Genomic DNA, 14,105 nt, shown 5'->3' on the forward strand with positions numbered 1-14,105 from the left:
CGAAACATCAGCGCACCCTCAATCGAACGGATCCTGCAGCACCATGGTGTGCTCGCGGTCCGGCCCGGTGCTAACGATTGACAGCGGACAGCCGGCCAGTTCCTCCAGCGCACGCAGGTAAGCCCGCGCCGCCGGCGGCAGCTTGTCCCATTCGGTGATGCCGTGGGTGTCTTCGCTCCAACCGGGGAATTCCAGATACACCGGCTCGCATTCGTCCCAGCCTTGGGCATCGAGCGGCGCGTACTCGGTTTCCTTGTCGCGGTAGCGGTAGGCGATGCACATCTTCAACTTGTCGAAGCCGTCGAGCACATCGAGCTTGGTGATGCACAGGCCGCTGATGCCGTTGATCGCGACAGCGCGCTTCAGCGCCACGATATCGATCCAGCCACAGCGGCGCGGACGGCCGGTGGTAGCGCCATATTCCTGGCCGCGATCACGCAGACGCTGGCCGATGTCGTCATCCAGTTCGGTCGGAAACGGACCGCTGCCGACGCGCGTGGCGTAGGCCTTGCAGATGCCCAGCACGTAGTCGATCGAATCCGCACCGACGCCGGTGCCGGCGAGCGCGCCACCGACGGTGGTGTTGGAACTGGTGACATAGGGATAGGTGCCGTGGTCGATATCCAGCAGCGAGCCCTGTGCACCCTCGAACAGCACGCGTTTTCCCTGCTTGCGCAGATCGTGCAGGATGCCGGCGACGTCGGACTTCATCGGCTCCACGTAATCGGCGAAGGCCAGCGCTTCGTCATAGGTCTGCTGGAAGTCGATGGCGTCCGCGCCCAGATATTTCGTCAGCACGAAGTTGTGGTAATCCAGCGCGGTGCGCAGCAGGTCTTCCAGCTGCTTGGGATAGTGCAGATCGGCGACGCGGATGCCGCGGCGTGCGACCTTGTCCTCGTAGGCCGGCCCGATGCCGCGCCCGGTGGTGCCGATGGCCTTGCCGCCAGCGGCGCGCTCGCGGGCCTGATCCAGCGCGATGTGGTACGGCATGATCAGCGGCGTCGCCGGGCTGATCTTCAGGCGCGAACGCACTTCCACGCCGGCCTCTTCCAGCTCGGCGATTTCCTTCATCAATGCGGCCGGGCTGAGCACCACGCCGTTGCCGATCAGGCACAGCGCGTCGTCGCGCAGGATGCCGGAGGGAATCAGATGCAGCACGGTTTTCTTGCCGCCGATCACCAGGGTGTGGCCAGCATTGTGGCCGCCCTGGAAGCGGACCACGCCGCCGATGTCCTGCGTCAGCAGATCGACGATCTTGCCCTTGCCCTCGTCGCCCCACTGAGCGCCCAGCACCACGACCGACTGACCCATTTCAACACTCCTTGACCGGTGCAGCGGCCTCACCCGGGAGTACCGCTGCAAAATTGACCGTCTGTCCACAAGTTGCGCGTGCCGCAGGCCCGCAGTGTGGCGGGATCTGCCGCAAGCACGCTTCAGGCCGTGGCCCGGACGCGAAAAAAGCCGGACAGATCCGGCTTTTGCGGATTATCCGCCAATCCGCGCCGCGCCACTAGCCGCAGGCGCGAAAATTGCGGCATTGCAGCACGGATCCCGGCCAGTGCTGCGCATCAACAGCGCCCGTAAACGTCTTCCAGACGCTCGATGTCGTCCTCGCCGAAGTAGTCACCGCATTGGGTTTCGATCAGATGAAGATCGCTGTCACCGGGGTTTTCCAGCCGGTGCAGCGTGTTCATCGGGATATAGGTGGACTGGTTGCGCTGCAACAGCATGTCCTCATCGCCAACGCGCACCTTCGCCACGCCCTGCACCACGGTCCAATGCTCGCTGCGGCGCTGATGCCGTTGCAGCGACAGCACGCCACCCGGCTTGACGGTCAGGCGCTTGACCTTGCAGTCATCGGCATCTTCCAGAACGGTGTAGCTGCCCCACGGCCGATGCACAGTCAGATGGTGCTGGGCCGCGTAGTGCTCGCGCTGGCGTAGCGTGTCCACGACCTGCCGCACCGCCTGCACCTGATGCCGGTCGGCCACCAGCACGGCGTCGCCGGCATCCACGATCACCAGATCGCTGACGCCCACCGCCGCCACCAGCCTGCCTTCGGTCTGGATGTAGTTGCCACCACCGTCGACGACAATAGCCTGGCCCTGCACCCGGTTGCCGGCGGCGTCGGGTTCGGTGAGTTCGCCCAGTGCGTTCCAGGAGCCAATGTCGCTCCAGCCGAACGTCGCCGGCACCACGGCGCGGCGTTGCGCGCGTTCCATCACCGCGTAGTCGATGGAAATATCGGGCTGGGCGAGGAAACTTTCGCGCTCGAACGCGACCACATCGCCACTGGCATCGGTCACGGCCACGCAGGCGCGCGCGGCAGCCAGCACGTCCGGACAGACCTGCGTGGCGGCAGCGATCAGGTCGCGCGCGCTGAAGCAGAACATGCCGGCATTCCAGAAGTAGTTGCCGGCCGCGACATACCCCTCGGCCGTGGCCAGATCGGGCTTTTCAACGAAGGCTTCGATCTGGAAACCGCCTTCGACCGCACTGCCGGCATGGATGTAGCCGAAGCCGGTTTCCGGCGCCGTCGGCACGATGCCGAAGGTGACCAGAAAACCCTGTGCGGCCAACACACGCGCGGCGGCGACATCGCGCACGAAGGCATCGACATCATCGATCAGATGGTCAGCCGGCAACACCAGCAGCTGCGCGTCCTCGCCATGACGTGCGGCGATGTCCAGCGCCGCCAGCACGATCGCCGGTGCGGTGTTGCGCCCGGCCGGCTCCAGCAGCAGGCGCGAGCGGAAATCCTGCTGCGTGCTGCGGGCATATTCGTCGGCGGTCAGGAAGCGGTAGTCGGCGCCGGTAACGGTGACCACCTCCCCGCCATCGGTCACCGCCAACGCGCGTTTCAGCGTGCGCCCGAGCAACGATTCACCGTTGGCAAGACGTATGAACGGCTTGGGGAAAGCGCGCCGCGACACCGGCCACAAGCGGGTGCCGGCGCCGCCGGAAAGGATCACGGGAATCAGTGCGGACATAGCATGCTCTGGAATTGCGTTATTGGGCTCCCTCTCCCCCGCAAGCGGGGGAGAGGGAATAAGCGTGTTGCCAACAATTGACGATTGGAAGTCGTGAGAATCAATGAATCAACACCCTGCCAACTCAGCCAACGTCTGCGTCACACCCTTGCGCCAGTCCGGCAACGAGATGCCGAAGCGCTCGCGCAGCGCTGACGTATCCAGGCAGGAATACGCCGGGCGTTGCGCCGGCGTCGGGTAGTCGCTGGTGCTGATCGCCTCGACCGTGGGCGCGCGTTCCAGCAGTCCGGTTTCCAGCGCGGCGGCGAAGATCGCTTCGGCAAACCCGTGCCAGCTGGTCTGCCCGCTCGCGGTCAGGTGCACGATGCCCGAAGGCCACGCCGCGCCGGCCTGCCAGCGTGCGATCAGTGCACTGCTGACCGCCGCGATCCAGCGCGCCGGCGTCGGCGAACCGATCTGGTCGGACACCACGCGCAGATGCTCGCGTTCACCGGCCAGACGCAGCATCGTGCGCATGAAGTTGTGGCCGCGCGCGGCATAGACCCAGGCGGTGCGCAGGATCAGGTGATCGCAACCGCTGGCCTGGATCGCGACTTCACCGGCACGCTTGCTGTGGCCGTAGACGCCCAGCGGCGCGGTGGCATCGTCCTCGCGCCAGCGTCGATCGCTGCGCCCGTCGAACACATAATCGGTCGAATAGTGCAACAGTTTCGAACCCTGCGCGGCGCACCAGCGCGCCAGCAGCGCCGGTGCGTCGGCATTGATCGCCTGCGCCAGTTCCGGTTCGGATTCGGCCCGGTCCACGGCGGTGTAGGCGGCGGCGTTGACGATGACATCCGGGCGGATATCGTCCAGCAGCGTTTCGAGCGTGGCCGGGGCGGCAAGATCTGCGATGCCTGCGCTGCCGCCGCCGGGCAGGCGTCCATCGCGCGTGGCCGGAATCACCTGGCCCAATGCACCCAGCCCGCGATGCAATTCGAACCCGACCTGCCCGGCCGCGCCCAGCAACAGGATCTTCATGCCCGCGCCTTCATGTAGCCCGGCTTTCATGGAATGTAGAGCGGCAACCGCTCAGGCGGAATATCGGCCAGGAACGGTGCTTTTGCGTCCTTGTCCGACAGCGTCGGCTCGGCCAGCGGCCAGTCGATGCCGAGCGCGGCATCGTTCCAGCGCAGCCCGGCGTCGGCGGCGGCGTCATAGCCGGCGGTGCACTGGTAGGTGAACACGGCGCGCTCGGAGACCACGGCAAAGCCGTGTGCGAAGCCTTCGGGAATCCAGAAGTGGCGTTTGTTCTCGGCCGTCAGCATCACCGCCGTCCAGCGCCCGAAGCTGGGCGATCCGCGCCTGATATCGACCGCGACATCGTAGACCTCGCCTTCCAGCACGCTGACCAGTTTTCCCTGCGGGTTCGGCCACTGGTAATGCAGGCCGCGCAGCACGCCACGGGCCGAGGCCGAGACATTGCCCTGGACGAAATCCAGGTGCAGGCCGGCTTCGGCGAAGCGCGCCTTGTTCCAGCTTTCGTAGAAGAATCCGCGTTCATCGCCGAATACGCGCGGCTCGATCACGACACACCCGGGCAGATCGGTTTCGATCAGTTTCATGGCCGCTGCCCGTCAGGCCAGCTCGCCGCGCAGCAGCGACAGCAGATACTGGCCGTAGCCGTTCTTGGCCAGCGGCGTGGCCAGCGCTTCCAGTGCGGCATCGTCGATCCAACGGTTGCGCCAGGCGATTTCCTCCGGGCAGCAGACCTGAAGGCCCTGCCGCTCCTGCAAGGTCTGGATGAAGTTGCCGGCCTGCAACAGCGATTCGTGCGTGCCGGTATCCAGCCACGCGCTGCCGCGTCCCAGGCGTTCCAGATGCAAGCGGCCTTCGTCCAGATAGCGACGATTGAGATCGGTGATTTCCAGTTCGCCGCGCGCTGAAGGTTTCAGTTCGGCGGCATAGTCGCAGACCTTGTCGTCGTAGAAGTACAGGCCGGTGACGGCGTGGTGGGATTTGGGCTGGGTCGGCTTTTCCTCCAGCCCGACCACGCGCCCGTCGGCATCGAACTCGGCCACGCCGTAGCGTTCCGGATCACTGACGCGGTAGCCGAACACCGTGGCCGCATCGGTGCGCTGCGCGGCATGGCGCAGCTGCGCCTGCAGGCCATGGCCGTGGAAGATGTTGTCGCCCAGGATCAGGCAACTCGGCTGGCCGGCGATGAAGTCGCGCCCGATCAAAAACGCCTGCGCCAGGCCATCGGGGCTGGGCTGCACCGCGTATTCGATCTGCATGCCCCACTGGCTGCCATCACCCAGCAGGCTGCGGAACAGCATCTGCTCATGCGGCGTGTTGATGACCAGCACGCGACGGATGCCGGCCATCATCAAGGTGGCCAGCGGGTAATAGATCATCGGCTTGTCGTAGACCGGCAAAAGCTGCTTGGAGACGCCCTTGGTGATCGGATACAGCCGGGTGCCGGAGCCGCCGGCGAGAATGATGCCGCGGTCGATCGCGGCGGAAGTCGTGGAAGTCATGGCGTCCTGTCAGGAAGAAGACTGCCGGCCGAGGCGCTCCATCCGGTAGCTGCCGTCGAGCACGCGACCGACCCAGTCCTGGTGCTCCAGGTACCAGTCCACGGTTCGCGCCAAGCCGCTGTCGAAATCCACCTGCGGGCGCCAGCCCAGTTCGTTCTGCAGCTTGGAGGAATCGATCGCATAGCGCCGGTCGTGGCCGGGACGGTCGGTGACGAAGGTGATCTGACTGGCACGCGGCTGGCCATCGGCACGCGGACGGCGTTCGTCCAGCAACGCGCAGATCGTGCGCACCACGTCGATGTTGCGCCGCTCGGCATCGCCGCCGACGTTGTAGACCTCGCCCACGCGCCCGCCCTGCAATACCGCGCGGATCGCATCGCAATGGTCCTGCACGTACAGCCAGTCGCGCACGTTGCTGCCATCGCCGTACACCGGCAGCGCCTCGCCGGCCAGCGCCCGCGCGATGATCAGCGGGATGAGCTTTTCCGGGAACTGGTACGGGCCGTAGTTGTTGGAACAGTTGGTGGTCAGCACCGGCAAGCCGTAGGTGTGGTGGAAGGCGCGCACCAGATGATCCGACGCCGCCTTCGACGCCGAATACGGCGAGTTCGGCGCGTACGGCGTGGTTTCGGTGAAGTGGCCGGTGTCGCCGAGCGAACCGTAGACCTCGTCGGTGGAGACATGCAGGAAGCGGAAACCGGCGCGCTGTTCCTCCGGCAGTTCACGCCAGTAGTCACGTGCCTTTTCCAGCAGGTTCAGCGTACCCACGACATTGGTCTGCACGAACGCCGCCGGGCCGTCGATGGAGCGGTCCACATGGCTTTCGGCGGCGAAGTTGATGATCGCCTGCGGTCGATGTTCCGCCAGCAGGCGCGTCACCAGTTCGGCATCGCCGATGTCGCCATGCACGAAGTGGTGACGCTGCGAGGCGTCCAGCCCGGCCAGCGTGTCGGGATTGCCGGCATAGGTCAGCGCGTCGAGATTGACGATGGTCCAGCCATCGGCAATCGCGGCACGCACGAAGTTGCCGCCAATGAAGCCGGCGCCGCCGGTGACAAGTGCTGTGGTCATCAGTATCTGTTTGCCAGAAGCCAGTATGGCTTAGAACGGAATATCGTCATCGTCGAAGCCGTCATTGGACGGGCGCTGCGGTTCGGGCTGGGCGCGCGAAGGTGCACGATCGCCACCACGCGATTCGCCATAACCGCCGCCACGCGGCTCGCCGCCGTAACCACCACGACTCTCGAACCCGTCACCGCGCTGACCGCGGGAACCGCCGCCACCGCCATCGCCGCGGCCGCCGAGCATCTGCATCTCGTTGGCGACGATGTCGGTGCTGTACTTCTCGACACCGTCCTTGTCGGTGTACTTGTCGTAGCGGATTTCGCCTTCGATGTAGACCTGCGAGCCCTTGCGCAGGTACTCGGCAGCGATCTCGGCCAGACGGCCGAAGAACACCACACGATGCCATTCGGTGCGTTCCTGGGTGTTGCCGTCCCGATCCTTGCGCACCGAAGTGGTGGCCAGGCTGGCACGGGTCACTGCCATGCCCGAAGCGGTGGAACGGTGCTCGGGGTCGTTGCCCAGATTGCCGACCAGGATCGCCTTGTTGATGCCGCGCGCCATATGCGTGGTTCCTTGGAAATGCCGCAACCTGCGGCGGGATGAGCAGGCTAGTATAGCGGCGCGGCGGGCGCAGCCGGAGAACTCCCGCAGCGGCCTGCGGGTTCCGCTGATCCTTGCATCGGAGTTCGGCCCGGCGCTGTTGCGGCGCCGTATAATTGCCGCATGAGCATCGCCACGCCCACCCCGCAAACCTCTCCTTCCCCCCGCGCACTCGGCTTTTCCGACATCCAGGCCCTGGCCCGCGATGACATGGCCGGCGTGGATGCGCTGATCCGCAGCCGCTTGTCCTCGGACGTATTGCTAATCAACCAGATTGGTGAACACATCACCGGCGCCGGTGGCAAGCGCCTGCGCCCGCAGCTGCACCTGCTGGCCGCACGCGCGCTGGGCTACGACGGACGCGACCACTTGCAACTGGCCGCGATCATCGAGTTCATCCACACCTCCACCCTGCTGCACGACGATGTGGTCGACGAATCCGATCTGCGCCGCGGGCGCAAGACCGCGAACGCGCTGTGGGGCAATGCCGCCAGCGTGCTGGTCGGAGATTTCCTGTATTCGCGCAGCTTCCAGCTGATGGTGGAACTGGACCGGATGGCGGTGATGCAGGTGCTGGCCGACACCACCAACGCCATTGCCGAAGGCGAAGTGCTGCAATTGCTGCACGTCAACAATCCCGATACCGACGAAGCCGCCTATCTGCGCGTGATCGAGCGCAAGACCGCCGTGCTGTTCGCCGCCGCCACCCGTCTGGGCGCGGTGCTGTGCGACCAGGACCAGCGTTACGGACAGGCGCTGTACGACTACGGTCTGAACCTGGGCTACGCCTTCCAGATCGCCGACGATGTGCTCGATTACACTGCCGACGCCGCCGCGCTGGGCAAGAACCTCGGCGACGATCTGGCCGAAGGCAAGGCCACGCTGCCGCTGATCCACGCGATGGCACATGCCGACGAACGCGCGCGCCTGCGCTTGCGGCAAGCCATCGAACAGGGCGACACCGGTGCGATGCCGGACGTGCTGGCCGCAATTGAAGCCGCCGGCAGCATCGCCTACAGCACCGCGCGCGCGCATGACTACGCCCGCGCGGCGGAAACCGCGCTGGATGTCCTGCCCGATTCGGACTGGTGCGCGGCGCTGCGCGGGCTGGCGCGTTATGCGGTGGACCGGGACCACTGATTCGCGCTTTTCCCGGCGGGATGTTCGGACATCGCCGGAAAAGCTCCATCGCGGTCGAGGCCATTCCTGCAAAAGCGCGATAGGGATTGCCCGGCAATCGCGCCCATCTGCGATGTGCGCTCCTACAGCGAGGCGATGCATCACGAATGGGCGAGCGTGTGCGTAATACCAACCCGCAAACCTTCTGTAGACACTCTGTCCCAAGTCAAACAGCGGACATGGCCTGGAAGAGCTTTGCTCCGTCGCAGGAGCGCACCCAAAGGGGGCGCGATTGGGCGCAAGCTCCGCCCTCCATCGCGGCCAAGGGGGCCGTTCCTGTGGAAGCCGGATGCTGCTGGGTTGACGGTGAACGATGCGGAAGCTGGCAGGCGGAACCTGGCGGCGTGATGGGCGGCGTGATGTTCGAGAACGGGCAAGATACGGAGTCGCCGAACATTACCGCGTCGGGCTTCGCAAGCTCACCTCGACCTGTGTCCGATTCAGGATTTTGCAGGAGCGAGCGTGCCCGCGATCCTGCTGCCGGGCATTACCGGGAAAGCCCATTGGCATGAAAGCCCGATACCTCCCAGCACCGGATCACCGCACCGGATCCCACCGCAGCGTTGTAATGCTGCGGTGGGACAGTCCGGTTTACTGTGCTGCGTGCTGCGCCAGTTGTGCGAGGCGGCGCAGTGCCACCGAGGCCGTGGCGTAGTCCATTTCGCGCTGGCCACGCATTTCGTTGAGCATCGCGGTGGTAAAGCGCAGGCCGGCATCATCACGCCCCAGCCAGCTGTCCAGGCGAGCTTGCGGCGTACCGCTGGACAGGCCCAGCAACTGTGCCACCAGGGCACTCTGCTGGTTCTGCAGCTCATCGCTGAGCGAACCGCGCGCCAGCGCATGCCAGCGACCTTCCACCGGCAGTTCCTCGATACGGCGGGCGAGCCAGCCCAGATGCAGCGCCTGGCCAAGGCCGAAGTAGCAGGCTGCCACTTCCTCTACCGGGAAGCCGCCATCCAGCGCCACCTGCACGATGTCCAGCGCACTGCCCAGGAACGGCAGCGCCGCCAGATGCGCCGCCATGTCCTGCGGGAAGCCTTCGTCCATCCAGCGAGCGCGGGCATCGGCATAGGCGACCTTGTCCTGCTCGGACAGCACCTGATCCAGGCTGCCGCGAAGTGCGGCGAAACCAGCGCCGTAACGCTCCGTCATCGCGGCGATGTCGAGGTTGCCGCCGGGGCGGTTCAGCAGCCAGCGCGTCATGCTGCGGATCTGGTTCCAGACCAGTGCCAGTGCGTCCAGCTGCGAACGCTCGGGCACTTCGTGGTCGAGCGCGTCGATGCCGTCCCACAGCTCGCGCGCATCCATGATCACGCGGCCGATGCTGTAGGCCTTGGCGACCTGCGCCGCGCTGGCGCCGGTGTCTTCCTGCATGCGCAGCGAGAACGTGGCGCCCATGCGGTTGACCATCGAGTTGGTGACCGCGGTGGCGATGATCTCGCGCTTCAGGCGATGGCGCTGCATATTGGCCGAGAAACGCTCCTGCAGCGGCCGCGGGAAGTAGCGCATCAGCTCGGCCGAGAGGAACGGATCTTCGGGCACGTCCGAATCGAGCAGCTGGCTGTAGACGCCCATCTTGGCGTAGGACAGCAGCACCGACAGTTCCGGCCGGGTCAAACCCTCGCCGCGCGCACGGCGCTCGGCGATCTCTGCATCGGAGGGCAGGAATTCGATCTGGCGATCCAGCAGGCCCTGGCCTTCCAACGTGCGGATGAAGTGCTGCTTGGAACCCAACCGCGACACGCTCATGCGTTCCATCACCGACAGCGCCTGGTTCTGGCGAATGTTGTCGCGCAGCACCAGCTCAGCCACCTCGTCGGTCATGTCGCGCAGAAGGGTGTTGCGCGCCTCGATATCCAGCTCGCCGTTGGCAACGGCATCATTGAGCAGGATCTTGATGTTGACCTCGTGGTCGGAGGTGTCCACACCGGCCGAGTTGTCGATGAAGTCGGTGTTGAGGATCACCCCGGCTTGCGCCGCCTCGATGCGACCGCGCTGGGTCATGCCCAGGTTGCCGCCTTCGCCAATGATGCGGCAGCGCAGCTGGTTGCCGTTGATCCGGATCGCGTTGTTGGCACGATCACCGACATCGGCATGGGTTTCGGAGCTGGCCTTGATGTAGGTGCCGATGCCGCCGTTGTAGAGCAGATCCACCGGTGCGCACAGCGCCGCGCTGATCAGCTCGTTCGGGGTCAGGCTCTTCACATCCTCGGCCAGACCCAGCACGGCACGCATTTCCGGCGTGATCGCGATGCTCTTCAGGCTGCGCGGGAACACACCGCCACCGGCCGAAATCAGCGCCGGGTCGTAATCGGCCCAGGACGAACGCGGCAGCTTGAACAGGCGCTCGCGTTCGACATACGAGGTGGCCGAATCCGGATTCGGGTCGACGAAGATGTCGCGGTGGTCGAACGCCACTACCAAGCGGATGTGGCGCGACAGCAGCATGCCGTTGCCGAACACGTCGCCGGACATGTCGCCGATACCCACAGCGGTGAAATCCTCCTTCTGCGAATCTCGGCCGAGGGCGCGGAAATGGCGCTTGACCGATTCCCAGGCACCACGTGCGGTGATGCCCATGCCCTTGTGGTCGTAACCGACCGAACCACCGGAGGCGAACGCGTCTCCGAGCCAGAAGCCGTGCTCCAGCGACAGCGCATTGGCGATGTCGGAGAAACGCGCGGTGCCCTTGTCGGCCGCGACCACCAGATAAGGATCATCATCGTCATGCCGCACCACGTCGCGCGGCGGCACGATGGCGCCGTCGACGATGTTGTCGGTGATGTCCAGCATCGAGCCGATGAACAGGCGGTAGCAGGCGATGCCTTCGGCCATGAACGCATCGCGGTCGCTGGCCGCCGGCGGACGCTTGACGAAGAAACCACCCTTGGCGCCTTCCGGCACGATCACGGTGTTCTTCACCATCTGCGCCTTGACCAGGCCCAGCACCTCGGTGCGGAAGTCTTCGCGGCGATCCGACCAGCGCAGGCCACCGCGTGCCACCGGGCCGAAGCGCAGATGGGTGCCTTCCACGCGCGGGCCGTAGACGAAGATTTCGCGGTACGGGCGCGGCTTGGGCGAATCCGGCATCGCGGCAGGATCGAACTTGAACGCGATGACCTCGCCGGCACGCTCGGTGTGGGTCTGGTAGAAGCTGGTGCGCAGCGTGGCCAGCATCGCAGTCTTGAAAGCACGCAGGATGCGGTCCTCGTCGATGCTCTCGACCGTATCCAGCAGCCCGAGCAGCGCCTGCTGCGCGGCCTCCATCTGCACCTGACGGCTGTCGGTGCGCGCCTGGATGACCGGCTCCAGCAGCTTCAGTGCGGCTTCGTCATCACTGGCCAGCGCTTCCAGTTCGGCCTTGAATGCGGCCTGCCCGGCAGCCTTCTGCTCAGGATCCTCGTCCGGATGGAAGCGTGCCTCGAACAGCTCCACCAGCAACCGCGCCGCCAGCGGATAGCGGGCCAGCGTCTCTTCCATATAGCTCTGCGAGAATGGTACGCCCACCTGCAGCAGATACTTGGCGTAACCGCGCAGCATCGACACCTGACGCCACTCCAGCCGCGCACCCAGGATCAGGCGGTTGAAGCCGTCGCTCTCGGCCTGGCCGCGCCAGATCGCCTCGAACGCCGCCTCGAACTTGGCCCGCACCGCATCCACATTGACCGGCATGCCGGCATCGATCTCGAAATCCTGGATGTGGATGCGCTGGCCTTCGACCTGCACCAGATACGGGTGCTCGGTCTGGATCCGCAGGCCGAGGTTTTCCATCAGCGGCAACGCTTCGGACAGCGAGATGTCGCGCCCGGCGCGGTACAGCTTGAAGCGCAGCTGCGAGCTGCCATCGGCACGGTGGCGGCAATACAGGTTCAGACGCAGATCGTCATTGCCTTCCAGCAAAGCCATGCGTTCGACGTCGGCCGCCGCCACTTCCGGCGAGACTTCCTCGATATAGCCGGCCGGCAAGGCGCGGCCGTAGCGCGAGGCCAGCTTGAGGCCGCGCGCTTCGCCATTGCCCTGCACCAGCAATTCGCGCAGCGCGTCATGCCAGTTGCGCACGATGCCGGCCAGACGACGGTCCAGCTCGGCCACATCGACCGCGGCCGGAGCGCCTGCCTTGGGCCGCACGATCATGTAAAGCTGTGCCAGTGGCGAGGTGCCGACCTGGCTGCTGGTATCGATGCGCTGGCCGTTCAATGCCTCCATCAGCATCGCTTCGACACGGCGCTTGGCATCGGTGTTGAAGCGCTCACGCGGGATGTAGACCAGTACCGAGAAGAAGCGCCCGAAACGGTCGCGGCGCAGGAACAGATGCGGACGGATGCGCTCCTGCAACGCCAGGATGCCCATCGCGGTATGGAACAGTTCGTCGCGACTGGACTGGAACAGTTCGTCGCGCGGCAGGGTTTCCAGGATATGGCGCAGCGCCTTGCCGCTATGGCTGTCGGCGCTCAGCTGCGAACGCTCCATCACGTAGTCGTGGCGCTGGCGCACCAGCGGAATTTCCCACGGACGGCGGTTGTAGGCACTGGAGGTGTACAGGCCGATGAAGCGCTTCTCGCCACTGGCGCGGCCATTGGCGTCGAACTCCAGCACACCGATGTAGTCCATGTAGCCGGCACGGTGCACGGTGGAACGGGCATTGGTCTTGGTCAGGATCAGCGCATCGCGCTCGGCCCCGTGCGCGGCCAGCGATTCGATCAGGCCACGCACCGAACGCACGCGCCCGGCACGCTGGTCGCTGCGCAGCAGACCCAGGCCGTTGTCCGGCAGCGGACGCAGCAGGATGTCGCCCTCGGCCTCGGTTACTTCGTATTGGCGGTAGCCCAGCAGGATGAAGTGGTCATCGGCCGCCCAGCGCAGGAAGTCGCCAGCTTCGCGCACGCGTTCGGCCGCCACCGGCGTGCTCTGCGTGGCCAGTGATTCGGCACTGTCGCGCAGCCGTTCGAGCATCGGCTTCCAGTCTTCCACGCAGACGCGCACATCCGCGAGCGTGGCCAGGATGTCGCGTTCCAGCCGGGCGAAATCGCCGGCCTCGCTCTGGCGGTCGATCTCGATATGCATCAGCGATTCGGCCTTGCCTTCGCCGAAGCGCTCGACCCGGCCCTGGGCATCGCGCTGCACCGCCATCACCGGATGGCCCAGCACATGCACACCGATGTCGGTATCGGCCAGCACCATGCTGACCGAATCGACCAGGAACGGCATGTCGTCATTGGCGATCTGGATCACCGTGTGCGGCGATTCCCAGCCGTGCTGCTCGAGCGTGGGGTTGAAGATGCGGATCGCGGCCTGTCCCGGCGTGCGCGAACGCGCGAACTCCAGGAAGCCACCCGCCAGCGCGGCCCAGGCCTTCGGATCACGGATCCGGAATTCGTCCGCGCTCATGCGTGCATAGAATACGCGGGCGAACAGATCGGCTTCCCTGGCGTGTGCCTCGGATACCGAATTGCGCAGGGCATCAAGAATGGAATCGAGCGCCACATCGTTGACCGACGTGGTTGAAGCAGGTTGGGCGTTCATCGCAGACCGCAGGTTGACGAGGTAGCCGGCAATTGTGCCAGCACCGCCCCGCAACGGCCATGTGCAATGCACAATAAGCGGATGATTTGACGGAATTTTTCCGCCAGAGGGGTCAGCCGTTGTTCAGCCTCGGGATTGACCTTTTACGTAGAGCGTACCGTGTCGCCCCCTGTCCGCGCCCAAAGCTCCGCACCGCTGCCGGCACGCGCAGTCAGGAGCCGGCCATCAA

General features: G+C 65.4%; 9 protein-coding genes. 1 reads left to right on the plus strand and 8 read right to left on the minus strand.

Features of this window, described 5'->3' with window-relative positions:
• Positions 1-18 precede the first annotated feature (18 nt).
• From WDB66_RS07340 to ssb, 7 genes are all read right to left on the minus strand, one after another.
• Positions 19-1,311 carry an adenylosuccinate synthase gene (locus WDB66_RS07340; protein ID WP_339397890.1) on the minus strand — a complete coding sequence of 431 codons (1,293 nt, stop codon included), beginning with the start codon at positions 1,309-1,311 and terminating at the stop codon, positions 19-21.
• A 257-nt stretch (positions 1,312-1,568) separates the two neighbouring features.
• Entirely contained in the window at positions 1,569-2,990 is a 1,422-nt protein-coding gene (locus WDB66_RS07345) for a mannose-1-phosphate guanylyltransferase/mannose-6-phosphate isomerase (RefSeq protein ID WP_339397891.1), read from the minus strand.
• 108 nt (positions 2,991-3,098) lie between these two features.
• On the minus strand, positions 3,099-4,010 hold the full coding sequence (gene rfbD / locus WDB66_RS07350; RefSeq protein WP_339397892.1) for a dTDP-4-dehydrorhamnose reductase: 912 nt from the start codon (positions 4,008-4,010) through the stop codon (positions 3,099-3,101).
• Between the two features lie 26 nt (positions 4,011-4,036).
• Entirely contained in the window at positions 4,037-4,594 is a 558-nt protein-coding gene (gene rfbC / locus WDB66_RS07355) for a dTDP-4-dehydrorhamnose 3,5-epimerase (protein WP_339397893.1), read from the minus strand.
• A 12-nt stretch (positions 4,595-4,606) separates the two neighbouring features.
• On the minus strand, positions 4,607-5,509 hold the full coding sequence (rfbA, locus tag WDB66_RS07360; RefSeq protein WP_339397894.1) for a glucose-1-phosphate thymidylyltransferase RfbA: 903 nt from the start codon (positions 5,507-5,509) through the stop codon (positions 4,607-4,609).
• A gap of 9 nt (positions 5,510-5,518) precedes the next feature.
• Entirely contained in the window at positions 5,519-6,580 is a 1,062-nt protein-coding gene (gene rfbB / locus WDB66_RS07365; RefSeq protein WP_339397895.1) for a dTDP-glucose 4,6-dehydratase, read from the minus strand.
• A gap of 30 nt (positions 6,581-6,610) precedes the next feature.
• Entirely contained in the window at positions 6,611-7,135 is a 525-nt protein-coding gene (gene ssb / locus WDB66_RS07370) for a single-stranded DNA-binding protein (protein ID WP_339397896.1), read from the minus strand.
• A gap of 162 nt (positions 7,136-7,297) precedes the next feature.
• On the opposite strand from ssb, the gene WDB66_RS07375 reads away from it, so the two are divergent.
• Entirely contained in the window at positions 7,298-8,314 is a 1,017-nt protein-coding gene (locus WDB66_RS07375) for a polyprenyl synthetase family protein (protein ID WP_339397897.1), read from the plus strand.
• 630 nt (positions 8,315-8,944) lie between these two features.
• On the opposite strand, the gene WDB66_RS07380 is transcribed toward WDB66_RS07375, so the two are convergent.
• Positions 8,945-13,876: an NAD-glutamate dehydrogenase gene (locus WDB66_RS07380; protein ID WP_339397898.1), complete on the minus strand. Its 4,932-nt coding sequence runs from the start codon at positions 13,874-13,876 to the stop codon at positions 8,945-8,947.
• Positions 13,877-14,105 lie beyond the last annotated feature (229 nt).

The sequence above is a fragment of the Denitratimonas organivorans genome (assembly GCF_037478135.1).
In the GTDB taxonomy this organism is placed as follows: domain Bacteria; phylum Pseudomonadota; class Gammaproteobacteria; order Xanthomonadales; family Xanthomonadaceae; genus Denitratimonas.

Bases quoted from the DNA above. Each gene is read 5' to 3' on its own strand.
- WDB66_RS07375 (WP_339397897.1), top strand. From the start codon at position 7,298: ATGAGCATCGCCACGCCCACCCCGCAAACCTCTCCTTCCCCCCGCGCA.
- rfbD (WP_339397892.1), bottom strand. From the start codon at position 4,010: ATGAAGATCCTGTTGCTGGGCGCGGCCGGGCAGGTCGGGTTCGAATTG.
- WDB66_RS07340 (WP_339397890.1), bottom strand. From the start codon at position 1,311: ATGGGTCAGTCGGTCGTGGTGCTGGGCGCTCAGTGGGGCGACGAGGGC.
- rfbC (WP_339397893.1), bottom strand. From the start codon at position 4,594: ATGAAACTGATCGAAACCGATCTGCCCGGGTGTGTCGTGATCGAGCCG.
- rfbA (WP_339397894.1), bottom strand. From the start codon at position 5,509: ATGACTTCCACGACTTCCGCCGCGATCGACCGCGGCATCATTCTCGCC.
- WDB66_RS07380 (WP_339397898.1), bottom strand. From the start codon at position 13,876: ATGAACGCCCAACCTGCTTCAACCACGTCGGTCAACGATGTGGCGCTC.
- ssb (WP_339397896.1), bottom strand. From the start codon at position 7,135: ATGGCGCGCGGCATCAACAAGGCGATCCTGGTCGGCAATCTGGGCAAC.
- rfbB (WP_339397895.1), bottom strand. From the start codon at position 6,580: ATGACCACAGCACTTGTCACCGGCGGCGCCGGCTTCATTGGCGGCAAC.
- WDB66_RS07345 (WP_339397891.1), bottom strand. From the start codon at position 2,990: ATGTCCGCACTGATTCCCGTGATCCTTTCCGGCGGCGCCGGCACCCGC.